Source organism: Gluconacetobacter takamatsuzukensis (assembly GCF_014174275.1).
Taxonomy (GTDB): Bacteria; Pseudomonadota; Alphaproteobacteria; order Acetobacterales; family Acetobacteraceae; genus Gluconacetobacter; species Gluconacetobacter takamatsuzukensis.
The window spans coordinates 218,566-230,862 of record NZ_JABEQK010000001.1 but is presented as its reverse complement, the minus strand read 5'-3'; the positions used below and the strand labels follow the sequence as shown (position 1 = coordinate 230,862).

Sequence of the window (12,297 nt, the reverse complement as noted above, 5' to 3'; positions counted from 1 at the left end):
GAAACGGATATGACGGAACAAACCGCGGTTGCAGAAGTCGCCGACGACATGATCGTCAAGATGATCGTGTTCGCGATAGGCGTGCAGGAATACTGCATTCCTATCCTGAGCGTTCGCGAAATTCGGGGCTTCGAGAAGACGACGACGCTGCCCTTCGCGCCCCCCTATGTCTGTGGCGCCATCAATCTGCGCGGCATCATTCTGACGGTGATCGATCTGGCGATCTATCTGAACGTACCGCCGCAGACCGACAACCCGCGCCGCGTCGTGGTGATTGTCGAATCCAAGGAAGGTGTCGTGTGCGGCCTTCTGGTCGATCGCGTCATCGACATGGCCGACATCAACATGAATGACGTGCAGGCCGTTTCCGAAGAGGGCAGTTGTCTTGGCGGCCTGGTCCTGGTCGGTGACCGGATGATCGGCATCCTGCGCCTGGAAACCGTCGTAGGTCAGTTGGTGGGGGACACGGTTTCCGAATGAACGACCTGATGCCGGTCGGTGAAGCCGATTACACGGATGCCGATTTCCAGAGAGTGCAGCAGATCGCGCGCGAGCAGGCCGGAATCCATCTTCCGATAACGAAGAAAGCACTGGTCTATTCGCGCGTTTCGCGCCGGCTGCGCGAACTGAATCACGCCTCGTTCCACGCCTATCTGGACTTCGTGACGACTCCGGCCGGCCAGAGTGAAATGCAGAAGCTAATCTGCGCCCTGACCACGAACGTCACAAGCTTCTTCCGGGAAAAGAACCATTTCGAACATCTCGAAACGGTCGTGATGCCCCAGCTTGCTGCAAAGGTCCGGACCGGAAAGCGAGGCCGATTGTGGTCGGCAGCCTGTTCCACGGGCCAAGAACCCTGGAGCATCGCCATGTCGGTCATGACGGCGTTTCCCGATGCGACGTCGCACGATCTGCGTATTCTTGCGACCGATATCAATACCGACGTCGTGGCACAGGCAGCCGAAGGCGTCTATTCTGCCGAAGAAACCGAAGGCATTCCCAGCGGCAAGAAATCGCAGTTCATGGAGCCTTCGGGGGACGGCGATTACCGTTTTAACGGTCCCATCCGCCGACTGCCCGCCTTCCGGGCCCTCAATCTCAACGCATCATGGCCGATCCGGGGATCGTTCACGGCTATCTTCTGCCGGAACGTCGTCATCTATTTCGATGACGACACGCGCGAGCGGCTGTGGCAGCGCCTCGCGGAAAAGCTCGAACCTGATGGTTTTCTCTATGTCGGTCATTCCGAGCGCGTGTCGTGCGCAAACCAGTGCGGTCTGATACAGGTTGCCCCGACGATTTACAGAAAAGGTCTTTGACGCGTGGGAAAGCCAGTTAAGGTTCTCGTAGTTGACGATTCACGAACGGTAAGGGCGCTCATTCGTCGGTCTTTTGCGCAGCATTCCGATATCGTCATCTGTGGTGAAGCGGCAAATCCGATCGAAGCCCGCGACCTGATCATCAAGGATCAGCCGGACGTCATTACGCTTGATGTCGAAATGCCGAACATGAACGGCCTGCAGTTTCTCGACAAGATCATGCGGCTGCGTCCGATACCCGTCATCATGGTATCCAGCCTGACGGCGCGCGGGGCCGATATCGCGATCACCGCCCTGCAGATGGGTGCGTTCGATTGCTTTCCGAAGCCGACCTCCGTCATCGCCGGCACCGACGCGTTCGCCGGGCTGGTCAATCTTGTGCGACAGGCAGCCCATTCCGATCCCGTGGCAAAGCTCCAACCTGCCGAGCGCAACGCCTGCGCGGCCCAGCCTCAGAAACATTGGGCGCATGATTTCAAGCTGGTCGCCATCGGCTCGTCGACCGGCGGGGTAGAAGCCTTGGAACAGGTGCTGGCCGGTTTTCCGCCGCACAGTCCTCCGATCGTCATTTGCCAGCATATGCCGGCCCTGTTCACCGCGAGTTTCGCCAACAGGCTCGATCAGAAGATTACCGCGCTTTCCATCAGCGAAGCCCGCAACGGCGAAGCTCTGCAGCCCGGAGATGTCAGAATCGCGCCCGGCGGGGACCGACACCTGGTTATCGAACGGCGTGACGGCCAGTATTCGACCCGGCTCATGAAAGCCAGTCCGGTCAATGGCCACTGTCCGTCGGTCGACGTCCTGTTCGATTCAGTTGCCGAGGAAGTCGGCAAAAATGCCTTGGGTATTATCCTGACCGGAATGGGACAGGACGGCGCGGAAGGGCTTCTTGCAATGCACCGGGCCGGAGCCTGGACAATTGCGCAAGACAAGGCCTCTTCCGTCGTCTATGGAATGCCCCGTGTTGCCGCCGAGATCGGGGCGACCTCTCAAATCGTCCCTCTTAATCAGATCAGTACTGCCGCCATGAACGCCCAAATACGCTGACGACCCGATATATCGACATACGCCCCCCTAGTGACTGCTACTGAGACGTCAAGACGGACCTGAAAGAGGAGAAAACAATGCCCGCGGCTTCACAGATCAGGGCCCTTATTGTTGATGACCAGTCTTCCATTCGGCAGATTCTGGCCAATAATATGGCGCAACTTGGTTTCACGAATGTCGCGCAGAGAAAAGACGGCAAGGAAGCCGTCGAATATCTTGCGCTAAACCCGACACATCTCGTCATTTCCGACTTCAATATGCCGGTAATGGATGGACTGGCTCTGCTGCGCGCCGTGCGCAGCAATCCGAAAACCCAGAAGGTCGCCTTCATTATCCTGACCAGCGAAGCCAGCCGGGATCTCGTTCAGGAAGCGATCAAGGCGGGAGTCAACAATTTCCTTGCCAAGCCCTACACCGTCGCAAAACTTCGGGAAGTTCTCGAAAAGGTGTTTGGGCCTATAACGTGACACACCTGCAGGCAGCCACGACAGTTGTACAAGGAGAAGTCGTCGTTTCCGACGACCCATCTACTTTTCTTGTCACCCTTCTGGGCTCATGCATCTCGGTATGCATGTTCGATCCCGTGGGCCAGGTGGGCGGCATGAATCATTTCCTGCTGCCTGGCGGTGGCGAGAGCCATGACAGCACTGCTATGCGTTTCGGCGTCAATGCCATGGAAAAGCTTATCAACGGCATTCTGAAAGCCGGAGGAAAACGCGACCGTCTGCGCTGCAAGGCGTTCGGCGGTGCTGCGATCGTTCCGACTTTAGGACGTATTGGACAAGAAAACAGTCTTTTTGTTATGCAATATCTTGCGGATGAAAGCATCCCCTGCATTGCGCAAAGTCTTGGCGGCACGCAGGCCAGACGGGTAAGATTCTGGCCGGCGACCGGAAAGGCACAACAGAACCTGATACAGGATGGCCAGTCCATCGGTCGTCAGGAAGAAGCCTACAGCCGGCGCGAGGCCGAAGCCGAACGGGCATGGGCCCGAGAGGCCAGTTCCAGCGTCGAACTATTCTGATCGTCAGGGCGTGGAGAAAGACAGAGCGATGGACATGCATTCCGCCACCACGCAAGGATCGCCGTCTCCGGCAATCACGGTACAGGACACCATCGTGAAAGCGACAGAGATTCTGGACATGGCAGGCGATGAATTGATGATCGCCCAGCAGGCTGTCGAAGAATGTGTCCGGGACTTTCCGCTGACCGATGCCGAGATGCGTCGCCTCCAGAAGCTGGATGTGGCGACGCAGACGGTTGCGTCCGTGGCCAGGGTGCTCAGAAACCTGATGTCTCTTTCTCCGACCGGCGTATCGGACAGCGTCAGCCTGACGCATGTGTATGACGGCGTCACATTGGGAGAAGTCGTGCAGGTTCTAAAGGGCGAACATGCACCAGACGTTTCCGTGGCTGCTGGAGAAATCGATCTGTTCTGACGACGAATCGGATGCCCGGATGTTCTGACGCTGCTCCGGTCCCACCGGTTGGTGAATTGCTCGTCCCACCATTGATGAACGGACGTCCTGCGTTGCGCACACTCCGCACCGCAATTCACGGCCTTCAATAATCGCGTTTCTTCATCGGTCCAAATCGATCCGAATCGCATGTTCAATAAAAAAACGGAAGAAGCCGGCCCCAGCTCTACCGTACATGACCGGCGGCCTGCCCTTCTCTCCTGTCATTCCGCTCCGCAGATCTGGTGGGTCAAGGCCGACAAAGACTGGAAGGCAGTCTGTCAGTTGCCTCAGGGAACGGTTTCCAGCCCGGCCAGGACATTTTCCGCGATCTCGATCAAGGGCATCAGCGTCAGTTTGGGGTCCAGAATGGCCTGGATACCATATCTCTGTGCCTGGTCGGCCAGCCGGATGAAGAGCTTCCGCTCATCCTCGGTCGCGTGACCATTATCCAGCGTATTCGCCTTCATGATCATCGACCAGAAACGTTGATGCTTCGCCAACACCCGCTCGCGCGCGGCGCTATCGGCATCAACGGACGCCGCCTCCAGTTCCTCGACGAGCATGCGGAAGCAGACAGCCTCCGTTTCCCGGTCCGACATGGAGGTTGCCGTCACGCTCTGGTAAGCCCTGATTGCCGGGTGAAACATCATCAACACCGTCCACTATTCGTCACGTTTGACGCCACGCAATGTACCTCAAGCCACGCCCCAAGACCATCCCCGTCCAGGACAGGAAATCAGGGACGGCAAATCCAAACCCCGCATGGCAATCGCGGAATTTGGCGAACCGTTTCGCGGGCGGGTACCGCCTTCCGGTCTTCGTCTCTCTCCCTACCGGACAGCGCGCGAAAATCGCCCGTCATGTGAAGCTGGTAACTTTCTCTTAGCCATTTCCCGGTCTTCTGGCCTTCACCTGGAGCACGCCCAGGATAGCCAGGACGGAGAATTTATCGTGAGCCTTTCCATCAATACCAACAGCGCCGCGAAAATCGCGATCGAGACGCTGAACGCAACCCAGACCCAGCTGAACACGACGCAGAACCAGGTCTCCACCGGCCTGAAGGTTTCCACTGCCGCCGACGACGCCGCCGCCTTCGGTATCGCGCAGCAGATGCAGGGCAACGTTGCCGGCCAGAGCGCCGTGAACGACGGCCTGAGCTTCGTTTCCCAGATCGTCAGCTCGACGACCACGGCCGCCAACAGCATCCTGAGCGTGCTGAACGACGTTCAGACCGCCGTGACCCGCCTGGGCCAGAACCAGGGCAGCCAGGCCGCCCAGGACCAGATCGGCACGGAGATCACCGCCTACCTGGCCGAAATCAACACCATCGCCCAGGGCGCCACGTTCAACGGCATCAACCTGCTGGCCAGCGGCACGACGGATGGGCTGGAAATCAGCTCCAACAGCCTGTCCTACCTGACCAGCCTGCAGGGCGCCCAGACGACGATCAGCGGCTTCAATGCCTCCTCGGGTTCGGGCTCCATTGCCGCCAACCTGACGGTGACCGACGGCAGCGGCGTCAGCGCCACCATCTCTGGCGCTTCCGGCAGCGTCCTGACGGACGCCCTGGGCCTGACGACCGGCTATTCGGCCGGCAGCACCGTGACCAGCAACGTGTTCGAAAGCTCGGGCGGCGTAATTGGTTCGGCTTTCGCCAGCATGGGCAGCACCCAGTACGCGATGATGATCCAGCAGGTTCAGGCCGCGATCAAGGCGATGACGGTCGTCACCTCGACCCTCGGCGCGAACACCAACGTCATCAGCACCGCCATCAGCTACGGTTCGACCATTTCGGACAACCTGACCAACGGTATCGGCGCCCTGACCGACGCCGACATGTCGGCCGCCAGCGCGCGTCTGACCTCGCTGCAGACCAAGCAGCAGCTGGGCATCAAGGCGCTGTCGATCGCCAACGCGCAGTCGCAGCAGATCCTGTCGCTGTTCCAGTAATCGCTCTTACGCCCGCGGCGTAATGCGAGGAATGCCCCCCGGCTTGGGCCGGGGGGCATTTTTTATGGCCAACAGAATCGAACGACTTACCAAGTACGGCGCGAGGAACGCACCGCAACCCTTCAGGCCGCGCCGCCGGAAAATCCTGGAGACGGTTTGATAGAGTCGGCCCGTCGCACGCAGACACCGCGCAGCATCACGCCCAGCCGGTATTTGGACCCTCGGAGCGGATCAGCCTTGTCGGCCGCCCGCCACGAAGCGCGGGAAACATGCTGAGGACACGCCGGCGCGAGAACTTCGCAAACGGCCCCTTACTGCACTGGGCCGTTCTGGATCCTGACGGCCAGAACAATCGGATTGCCGGAAGGACCGGTTCCAGCCTGAAAGGTCGCCCATGTCCCCGGCGTAAAGACCCAGGTGCCGGCGAAGCTCGTCACGAATCCATGCGGCTTGCAGGGGCCGCCGCCCTGCTGCCCGTCGTCCGAACGGGATGCACATTGCGTGTTATCCGCGTCGGTCAGGGGAAGATAGATATTCGCATCCATCTGCGCAGTGCGCCCGCGAATCTGGATCGTACCATCCACCCCATTCTTTTGCCCGACAGGACCGCCGCCCGCACCGGTACCGGCAGGGTCGACATCATCCGGCGCGCCGCGCGTCACGACATCGGCGAATTTGGTCGCATCCGTGGCGCAGACCTCCACCGAAGCCTCTCCGACCGGCAGATTAGGATCCGCGACACCGTTCTGCCGCATGATCGCCTGGATCTCCGCGATATGCACAGCCCCCGACGGACAGCGCAGCCCGTCTTCTCCCATATGCGCGGTCGCAGCATTGTTCCTCGCTGCGGCACCCCGACAGTCATGCGCGCTCAATGCGGCGACCATCATCGTTCCATAGGCCAGCTTCCGCCGGGCCGCCGCGTTCAATACGCGCCGCATATCGATTCTATAGTGATCATCCACGCCATACTCCGTGTATTCGCTATGCGGCCATACCCTCTCGCCGAGGAGCGACCGGCCTGACGCGACCATGATTACTGGAGCGTACGAACACCCTCTACCATGATCCATGCCAGACGCACAGCGCCGGGACACGGATTCCAGCCCGAAAGGCTGTCGCGCTCCGCCACGCATGCCCACATATATAAGGAGAGCCGTGCTCTTTTAACAGAATCATAATATTCCACCCGAAGCGAAAGCCACTGGGCTTGTCGTCATGACGAGACTAGACTACGCACTCGACAGACTATGGCCGCCGGAGCCATCGGGCACGGGATCAACAAGGGCGCGGCACGAACAGATGATCAGCGACATCACCACACGCAGTCTCGATGCAGTCAATGCCTACGCGCAAACGCAGAAGACCCTACAGGCCGGAGCCGATCTCCAGGGCGACAACGAGACATCACCGACCTCCGACGCCGTCTCCAGCTTCAGCGATGTGCTGGACAGCGCGCTCAAGAACGCGATCAAGTCGGGCAAGACGGCCGAAGCCCAGACCGCCGAGGGCCTGTCTGGCAAAGGCAGCCTGACGGACATCGCAACATCGGTGGAAGAAGCGAAGCTGACGCTGCAATCCGTCACAACGGTCCGGGACCGCCTCGTGCAGGCCTATCAGGACGTCATGAAGATGTCGATCTAGGCCCGAAGGCGTGCAGCATACGGTCGATATCCACGAAATCCTGCGCCAGACCATGATCGTGGCCGTCAAGATGGGGGCTCCCTCCCTTCTTGCATCCTTGTGCGCCGGTATTCTGGTTTCCCTGTTCCAGGCCGTGACCCAGGTGAACGAAGCGACATTGTCCTTCGTGCCGAAATTCATGGCCGCTGCGGCTGCGCTGATGCTGACCGGCTCGTTCATGTATTCGACCCTGCACACTTACGCCCAGACCATTTTCGATCAGATCATCATGGTCGGCGGTTCATGAGGGCGCCTTTCACGCGGGCGGCCGCCCTGCCGGGATGAACGGAGATCCGTCCTTCCCCGGCGGCTCCATTCCCGTGCTGGCCGCCATGTTCCTTGTCACCCTCTGCCGGGTCAGTGCCATGGTCATGACGGCGCCTGGCCTTGGCGAAACCACCTCCCCCATGACCGTTCGGGCCGGAATTGCCATGGTGACCACATTCACGGTCCTGCCGTTGGTCCAGGAGCGCCTGGCATCCGTCTCGGGCCCCGCGATCCATCATCCCTTCATCATGCTGGCCATCATCGCCAGCGAACTGCTATGTGGCGCCTTCATCGGCTATCTGGCCCGCCTCATGACCCTGGCCATGGCAATCGCGATGGAAATCATTGCTGTTTTCACAGGCATGGCGAGCGTCCTGCAGCCGGATCCGGAACTGGGATCGTCCAGCACGGCCCTCAGCCACATGGCGTCATCCCTGATTCCGGTCATTTTTCTGTCTACTGGACTCTATGTCCTGCCCCTGACCGCCCTGATCGGATCTTACGCTTTGTTCCCGCCGGGCCACATGCCCATGATCGGCGACATGGCCAGAAGCGTCATGACGACAACGGGGCAGACATTCGCTCTGGCGCTTCAGCTGGCAGCACCCTTTATCCTGATCGGCACCTTGTGGCCTGCCATGCTGGGTGTTCTGAACCGGCTGATGCCCTCCATCCAGGTCTATGGCATCGCCATGCCCGCCCAGCTTCTAGGCGGTATTCTTCTCCTGGCCATGCTGCTTCAGGTCCTGACCGGCGTCTGGCAGGAAAGAATGAACGACCTGCTGGTCGCCCTGCCAGGAACCAACATGGCGGCACGCCCGCACTAAGGGCTCCGCCAGGGCAGCAGTTGAAAGAATACGCATCCAATCGGATAACGCGTCCGCTCGGATGAAGCTCCAGGAATGAACCCGATATGGCCGATGAAGGAAGCGACGACCGGTCGCAAGCCCCCACCGGGAAGAGGCTGCAGAAAGCGCGAGAGGAAGGCAATGTCGCCCAATCCCGGGAATCGCAGATGCTTGCGGTCCTGAGCGTGTTCATTCTTGTCTTTTCCACGACCAGCGCCACGTCCGGAAGCTCCTTTCTCCATCATATGCGCGGCCTGATGGAGCATTTCGACAGTATTCCGCCAGACGGCGCCCTTCTCGGACAGATGCTTCGCCAGGCCATGCGCGAAGGCATCATGCTGATGCTCCCCCTGATCACCGTCGGCGGCGCGGTCGTCATTGTCTTCAGCATGCTGCAAACCAGCTTCCTGTTTCGTCCCCAGGCCCTCGTGCCAGATATCACGCGCCTGTCCCCCCTTTCCGGTATCAGACGTCTGTTCGGCGTCACCAATCTGATCGAACTGCTCAAAAGCCTGACCAAATTCATCGTCTTCGGATCCATACTCTATGGCGTCGCCAAGGGAACGCTGCGGGTGGCGCCGGAAGCCGAACGCTGGACTGTTCCCCGCCTGACATCGGAACTCATCTCATGGTTCATCTATGCGACGCTGACGATCCTGGCCGTACAGCTCGTGATCGCAACGCTCGACGAATTGTGGACACGCTTCCACCGGGTGCAGAAGCTGCGCATGAGTCATCAGGACATCAAGGACGAGGCCAAGCAGGACGACGGTGATCCCAAGGTCAAGGCCAAGCAGAGACAGATCCGCATGCAGCGCGCGCGCCAGCGCATGATGCACGCCGTCAGGCAATCGACGGTCATTATCACCAACCCGACCCACTATGCGGTGGCACTGGTCTACGAAAGCAGTGCCGACAAAGCTCCGACCATCGTCGCCAAGGGTGTGGACGAACTGGCGGCGCGCATTCGCGAGGAAGCCGAAAAGGCGAAAGTGCCGATCGTATCGAATGCCCCTCTCGCGCGCGGCCTCTATACATTGCCGCTCGATTCAGAAATCCCGCCGGAATATTTTCAACCCGTCGCCGCCATCATCGCCTATGTCATCAAACTCAAAACACCGGGTTCCCGAGCCGGTCGCTGACCATCCCCGACAGCGGGCGCCGGACAAGGCAAACCGACGATTTTTTCCCGGGCGCAGGGCCCGGCAGGCGCATGAAGGCCTTGCATTTCACGTCATCCATGCTACTCAGAACCGCAGTTAGGCACAGGTGTCGCGCGGGGAATGTTTCGGCCGCCATTCCATATCCGTAAAATCACTGACCAACATTCTGTCCCATCAAAAGTATCTTGATGTATCAGGCATGTTACATAGTCAGATCATGGTTTTTCTACTTGCCACAGCAGGGCGGAACAAACAGCGGCGCGCACAAGGCAGGGACGGCACATGTCAGTTTTCAATGCCCTTTCCACGGCTGTCAGCGGAATCAACGCGCAGTCAACCGCGTTCACGAACCTCAGTAATAATATCGCCAATAGCCAGACCATCGGCTACAAGGCCGATACGACGTCCTTTCAGGATTTCGTGGCCGGCTCGCTGACGGGTGGCGGTTCTTCCGGAGACATTTCGGATTCCGTCTCCGCCGTCACTGTCCAGCATCTGGACAATGCCGGAACGACGTCCACCAGCACCGATGCCCTGGCAATGGCGGTTTCCGGCGACGGCATGTTCGTCGTCTCCAAATCGACCGGCGCCGCCACCGCCGGCACCACGCAGTTCGCCAGCCAGGACTATTACACCCGCAACGGCGAGGTGTACGAGAACAAGGCCGGCTACCTGGTCAACACCAGCGGCTATTACCTCGACGGCTATGCGGTGGATTCCAAGACCGGGGCGCTGGGCACCACGCTGACCCAGTTGAACGTCGCCAACGTCGCCTTCCGTCCCACCCAGACCACCACCGTCACGTCGTCCGGCGCACTGACCCCCGGCACAGCGCCAGCGGCCGCGCAAGTGCAGGTTTATGATGGGCAGTACAATCAAGATGCGCCTGCCGATAATTCAGGTATTCTGAACATCAATTGGACCGCACCGACCACGAATACAGATGCTACGGGCGCGATTACGGGCTATACGGCCCAGGTCAGCTTCTCACCCACGAATGCCACCGGGACAAGCAGCGCCGGCAATTTCTCCGTAAGCAACACCACCACCGCCAGCGGTGGCACCACCTATACCGGTCCTTACACTGTGACCTTCAACGCCAGCGGCGCTATCACGTCCGTCACAGACAGCACCGGCCAGAATGTTACATCCACTCTGAGCGGCGCCACAGCGACCATTCCGGTCTCGGTGACGTATCCGGACGGCAGCACGCAAAGCATCAATGTCGGGCTGGGCACGATCGGCAGCACGAGCAGCAGCGGCACGACCATCGCCACTTCAAGCAGCACCTCGGCGGTGGCCCCAACGGCGACCAGCGACAGCGTCACCAGCGGAACCTACGAGGGCATTTCCATCGAAAGCGATGGGTCCGTCATGGCCCAGTTCGACAATGGCGATACCCAGCTTGTCGGCAAGGTGGCACTGGCGAACTTCGCCAATGTGAACGGCCTGAACGCCGTCGATGGCCAGGCATATACGTCCACGTCATTGTCCGGCACGGCAGAAGTGGGCGTGTCCGGCGACAACGCCACCGGCACCTTGTCGATTGGCAAGGTGGAATCCTCCACCACCGACCTGACGAGCGACCTGTCCGCCCTGATCGTGGCGCAGGAAGCCTATTCGGCCAACACCAAGATCGTGACGACCGCCGATCAGCTGCTCCAGACGACAATCGCCATGAAGCAGTAACAATCGCCGGTTGTTATGTGATACGAATGCAGGCTTGTGGCATCCACAAGCCTGCATTTTCTTTTTCAGATCACGGAAGAAAGTCCCGGAATTATATTTTCCTGAAATCAGAGCCCGTACCGGATTTATTCCGAAATTATCATATAATCGTCGCCCTGTTTTCCAATCCCTTTACCCTCATCGGCACCCTGGACCTATACAGGCATTTCTTTTTTCTTATTGTGCGGCGCGTTCCACGAACGCCCCATTGAGCTGGTCTGCGCCAGTCGCTAGACTGGCACCCTAACGATTATCTAATTTTCCCGGAGCCCCAATATATGAGTGAGACTGCAACCGGCGGCCAATCGGGGGCTTCCGAGGGGACGGAAGCACGGCAGTCGATGGCTACCGGAACCGAAAGCCGAAAGTCGAAGCGACTGCTCATAGTCGGCGGCCTGGCTGCTCTGCTCCTCATAGGCGGAGGAACGACCGTCTTCGTGGAGAAAGGAAAACGCTTCCAGAACATGAAAGAGAACGTGTTCAATGGGGCGGATCATGCTCTCCATCCCCCGATCGTCCTGGCGATCCCGCCGATCATTTCCAATCTTGATAGTGGAGATGGTCGACCGGTTTATGTAAAACTGACGGCCAAGGTCGAAATCTCGGGTGCACGGGACGAAGCGTCGCTGATAACCCTGATCCCGCGGGTTCAGGATATATTCCAGACGTACTTGCATGAGACACGGCCGCAGGATATCCGGGGCGACGGGATCTATCGTCTGCGTGAGGCAATCATGCGCCGCCTGAGGGCGGAGCTGACGCCCCTGCAAGTCACAAACCTGTATCTGGTTGAATTCCTTATCCAGTAGTGAGGCGATTTCTGAAAACATCG

Annotated in this window: 15 protein-coding genes; 13 read left to right on the top strand and 2 right to left on the bottom strand. The window is 59.3% G+C overall.

Features of this window, described 5'->3' with window-relative positions:
- The first annotated feature begins 9 nt into the window (after positions 1 to 9).
- The 6 genes from HLH27_RS01045 to HLH27_RS01020 all read left to right on the top strand — a co-directional run bounded on the left by HLH27_RS01045 (position 10) and on the right by HLH27_RS01020 (position 3,805).
- The gene (locus HLH27_RS01045) at positions 10 to 480 is read left to right on the top strand and encodes a chemotaxis protein CheW (RefSeq protein WP_182947239.1); all 471 of its coding nucleotides are present in this window, start codon (positions 10 to 12) and stop codon (positions 478 to 480) included.
- Complete coding sequence (locus HLH27_RS01040; protein WP_182947238.1) at positions 477 to 1,319, top strand: CheR family methyltransferase; 843 nt, start codon at positions 477 to 479, stop codon at positions 1,317 to 1,319. The genes HLH27_RS01045 and HLH27_RS01040 overlap by 4 nt, the downstream gene beginning before the upstream one ends.
- 3 nt (positions 1,320 to 1,322) lie before the next feature.
- Positions 1,323 to 2,366, top strand: a complete 1,044-nt coding sequence (locus HLH27_RS01035; RefSeq protein WP_182947237.1) for a chemotaxis-specific protein-glutamate methyltransferase CheB — start codon at positions 1,323 to 1,325, stop codon at positions 2,364 to 2,366.
- A gap of 77 nt (positions 2,367 to 2,443) precedes the next feature.
- Positions 2,444 to 2,833, top strand: coding sequence for a response regulator (locus tag HLH27_RS01030; RefSeq protein WP_182947236.1), 390 nt, complete (start codon positions 2,444 to 2,446; stop codon positions 2,831 to 2,833).
- A gap of 104 nt (positions 2,834 to 2,937) precedes the next feature.
- On the top strand, positions 2,938 to 3,390 hold the full coding sequence (locus HLH27_RS01025; RefSeq protein WP_182947235.1) for a chemotaxis protein CheD: 453 nt from the start codon (positions 2,938 to 2,940) through the stop codon (positions 3,388 to 3,390).
- 28 nt (positions 3,391 to 3,418) lie between these two features.
- Positions 3,419 to 3,805 (top strand): hypothetical protein, encoded by a 387-nt coding sequence (locus tag HLH27_RS01020; RefSeq protein ID WP_182947234.1) that lies wholly within the window; start codon positions 3,419 to 3,421, stop codon positions 3,803 to 3,805.
- 308 nt (positions 3,806 to 4,113) lie between these two features.
- Here the strand turns inward: HLH27_RS01020 and HLH27_RS01015 are convergent, their stop codons facing one another.
- Positions 4,114 to 4,476: a flagellar biosynthesis regulator FlaF gene (locus HLH27_RS01015; protein WP_182947233.1), complete on the bottom strand. Its 363-nt coding sequence runs from the start codon at positions 4,474 to 4,476 to the stop codon at positions 4,114 to 4,116.
- Between the two features lie 301 nt (positions 4,477 to 4,777).
- On the opposite strand from HLH27_RS01015, the gene HLH27_RS01010 reads away from it, so the two are divergent.
- A complete protein-coding gene (locus HLH27_RS01010) occupies positions 4,778 to 5,776 on the top strand; it encodes a flagellin N-terminal helical domain-containing protein (protein ID WP_182947232.1) in 999 nt (332 codons plus the stop codon).
- Positions 5,777 to 6,087: 311 nt separating this feature from the next.
- Here the strand turns inward: HLH27_RS01010 and HLH27_RS01005 are convergent, their stop codons facing one another.
- Complete coding sequence (locus HLH27_RS01005; protein WP_182947231.1) at positions 6,088 to 6,741, bottom strand: hypothetical protein; 654 nt, start codon at positions 6,739 to 6,741, stop codon at positions 6,088 to 6,090.
- A gap of 337 nt (positions 6,742 to 7,078) precedes the next feature.
- On the opposite strand from HLH27_RS01005, the gene HLH27_RS01000 reads away from it, so the two are divergent.
- The 6 genes from HLH27_RS01000 to HLH27_RS00975 all read left to right on the top strand — a co-directional run bounded on the left by HLH27_RS01000 (position 7,079) and on the right by HLH27_RS00975 (position 12,274).
- Complete coding sequence (locus tag HLH27_RS01000) at positions 7,079 to 7,420, top strand: flagellar hook-basal body complex protein FliE (RefSeq protein ID WP_182947230.1); 342 nt, start codon at positions 7,079 to 7,081, stop codon at positions 7,418 to 7,420.
- 10 nt (positions 7,421 to 7,430) lie between these two features.
- Entirely contained in the window at positions 7,431 to 7,706 is a 276-nt protein-coding gene (locus tag HLH27_RS00995) for a flagellar biosynthetic protein FliQ (RefSeq protein ID WP_182947229.1), read from the top strand.
- A gap of 34 nt (positions 7,707 to 7,740) precedes the next feature.
- Entirely contained in the window at positions 7,741 to 8,553 is an 813-nt protein-coding gene (locus HLH27_RS00990; RefSeq protein ID WP_182947228.1) for a flagellar biosynthetic protein FliR, read from the top strand.
- An 86-nt stretch (positions 8,554 to 8,639) separates the two neighbouring features.
- Positions 8,640 to 9,716, top strand: a complete 1,077-nt coding sequence (locus tag HLH27_RS00985; protein WP_182947227.1) for an EscU/YscU/HrcU family type III secretion system export apparatus switch protein — start codon at positions 8,640 to 8,642, stop codon at positions 9,714 to 9,716.
- Positions 9,717 to 10,019: 303 nt separating this feature from the next.
- The gene (locus tag HLH27_RS00980) at positions 10,020 to 11,426 is read left to right on the top strand and encodes a flagellar hook-basal body complex protein (protein ID WP_182947226.1); all 1,407 of its coding nucleotides are present in this window, start codon (positions 10,020 to 10,022) and stop codon (positions 11,424 to 11,426) included.
- Positions 11,427 to 11,743: 317 nt separating this feature from the next.
- Positions 11,744 to 12,274 (top strand): flagellar basal body-associated FliL family protein, encoded by a 531-nt coding sequence (locus HLH27_RS00975; protein ID WP_182947225.1) that lies wholly within the window; start codon positions 11,744 to 11,746, stop codon positions 12,272 to 12,274.
- The last annotated feature ends 23 nt before the right edge of the window (positions 12,275 to 12,297 follow it).

Bases quoted from the DNA above. Each gene is read 5' to 3' on its own strand.
- HLH27_RS00980 (WP_182947226.1), top strand. From the start codon at position 10,020: ATGTCAGTTTTCAATGCCCTTTCCACGGCTGTCAGCGGAATCAACGCG.
- HLH27_RS01030 (WP_182947236.1), top strand. From the start codon at position 2,444: ATGCCCGCGGCTTCACAGATCAGGGCCCTTATTGTTGATGACCAGTCT.
- HLH27_RS01040 (WP_182947238.1), top strand. From the start codon at position 477: ATGAACGACCTGATGCCGGTCGGTGAAGCCGATTACACGGATGCCGAT.
- HLH27_RS01025 (WP_182947235.1), top strand. From the start codon at position 2,938: ATGTTCGATCCCGTGGGCCAGGTGGGCGGCATGAATCATTTCCTGCTG.
- HLH27_RS01020 (WP_182947234.1), top strand. From the start codon at position 3,419: ATGGACATGCATTCCGCCACCACGCAAGGATCGCCGTCTCCGGCAATC.
- HLH27_RS01000 (WP_182947230.1), top strand. From the start codon at position 7,079: ATGATCAGCGACATCACCACACGCAGTCTCGATGCAGTCAATGCCTAC.
- HLH27_RS01045 (WP_182947239.1), top strand. From the start codon at position 10: ATGACGGAACAAACCGCGGTTGCAGAAGTCGCCGACGACATGATCGTC.
- HLH27_RS00985 (WP_182947227.1), top strand. From the start codon at position 8,640: ATGGCCGATGAAGGAAGCGACGACCGGTCGCAAGCCCCCACCGGGAAG.
- HLH27_RS00990 (WP_182947228.1), top strand. From the start codon at position 7,741: ATGAACGGAGATCCGTCCTTCCCCGGCGGCTCCATTCCCGTGCTGGCC.
- HLH27_RS01015 (WP_182947233.1), bottom strand. From the start codon at position 4,476: ATGATGTTTCACCCGGCAATCAGGGCTTACCAGAGCGTGACGGCAACC.
- HLH27_RS00975 (WP_182947225.1), top strand. From the start codon at position 11,744: ATGAGTGAGACTGCAACCGGCGGCCAATCGGGGGCTTCCGAGGGGACG.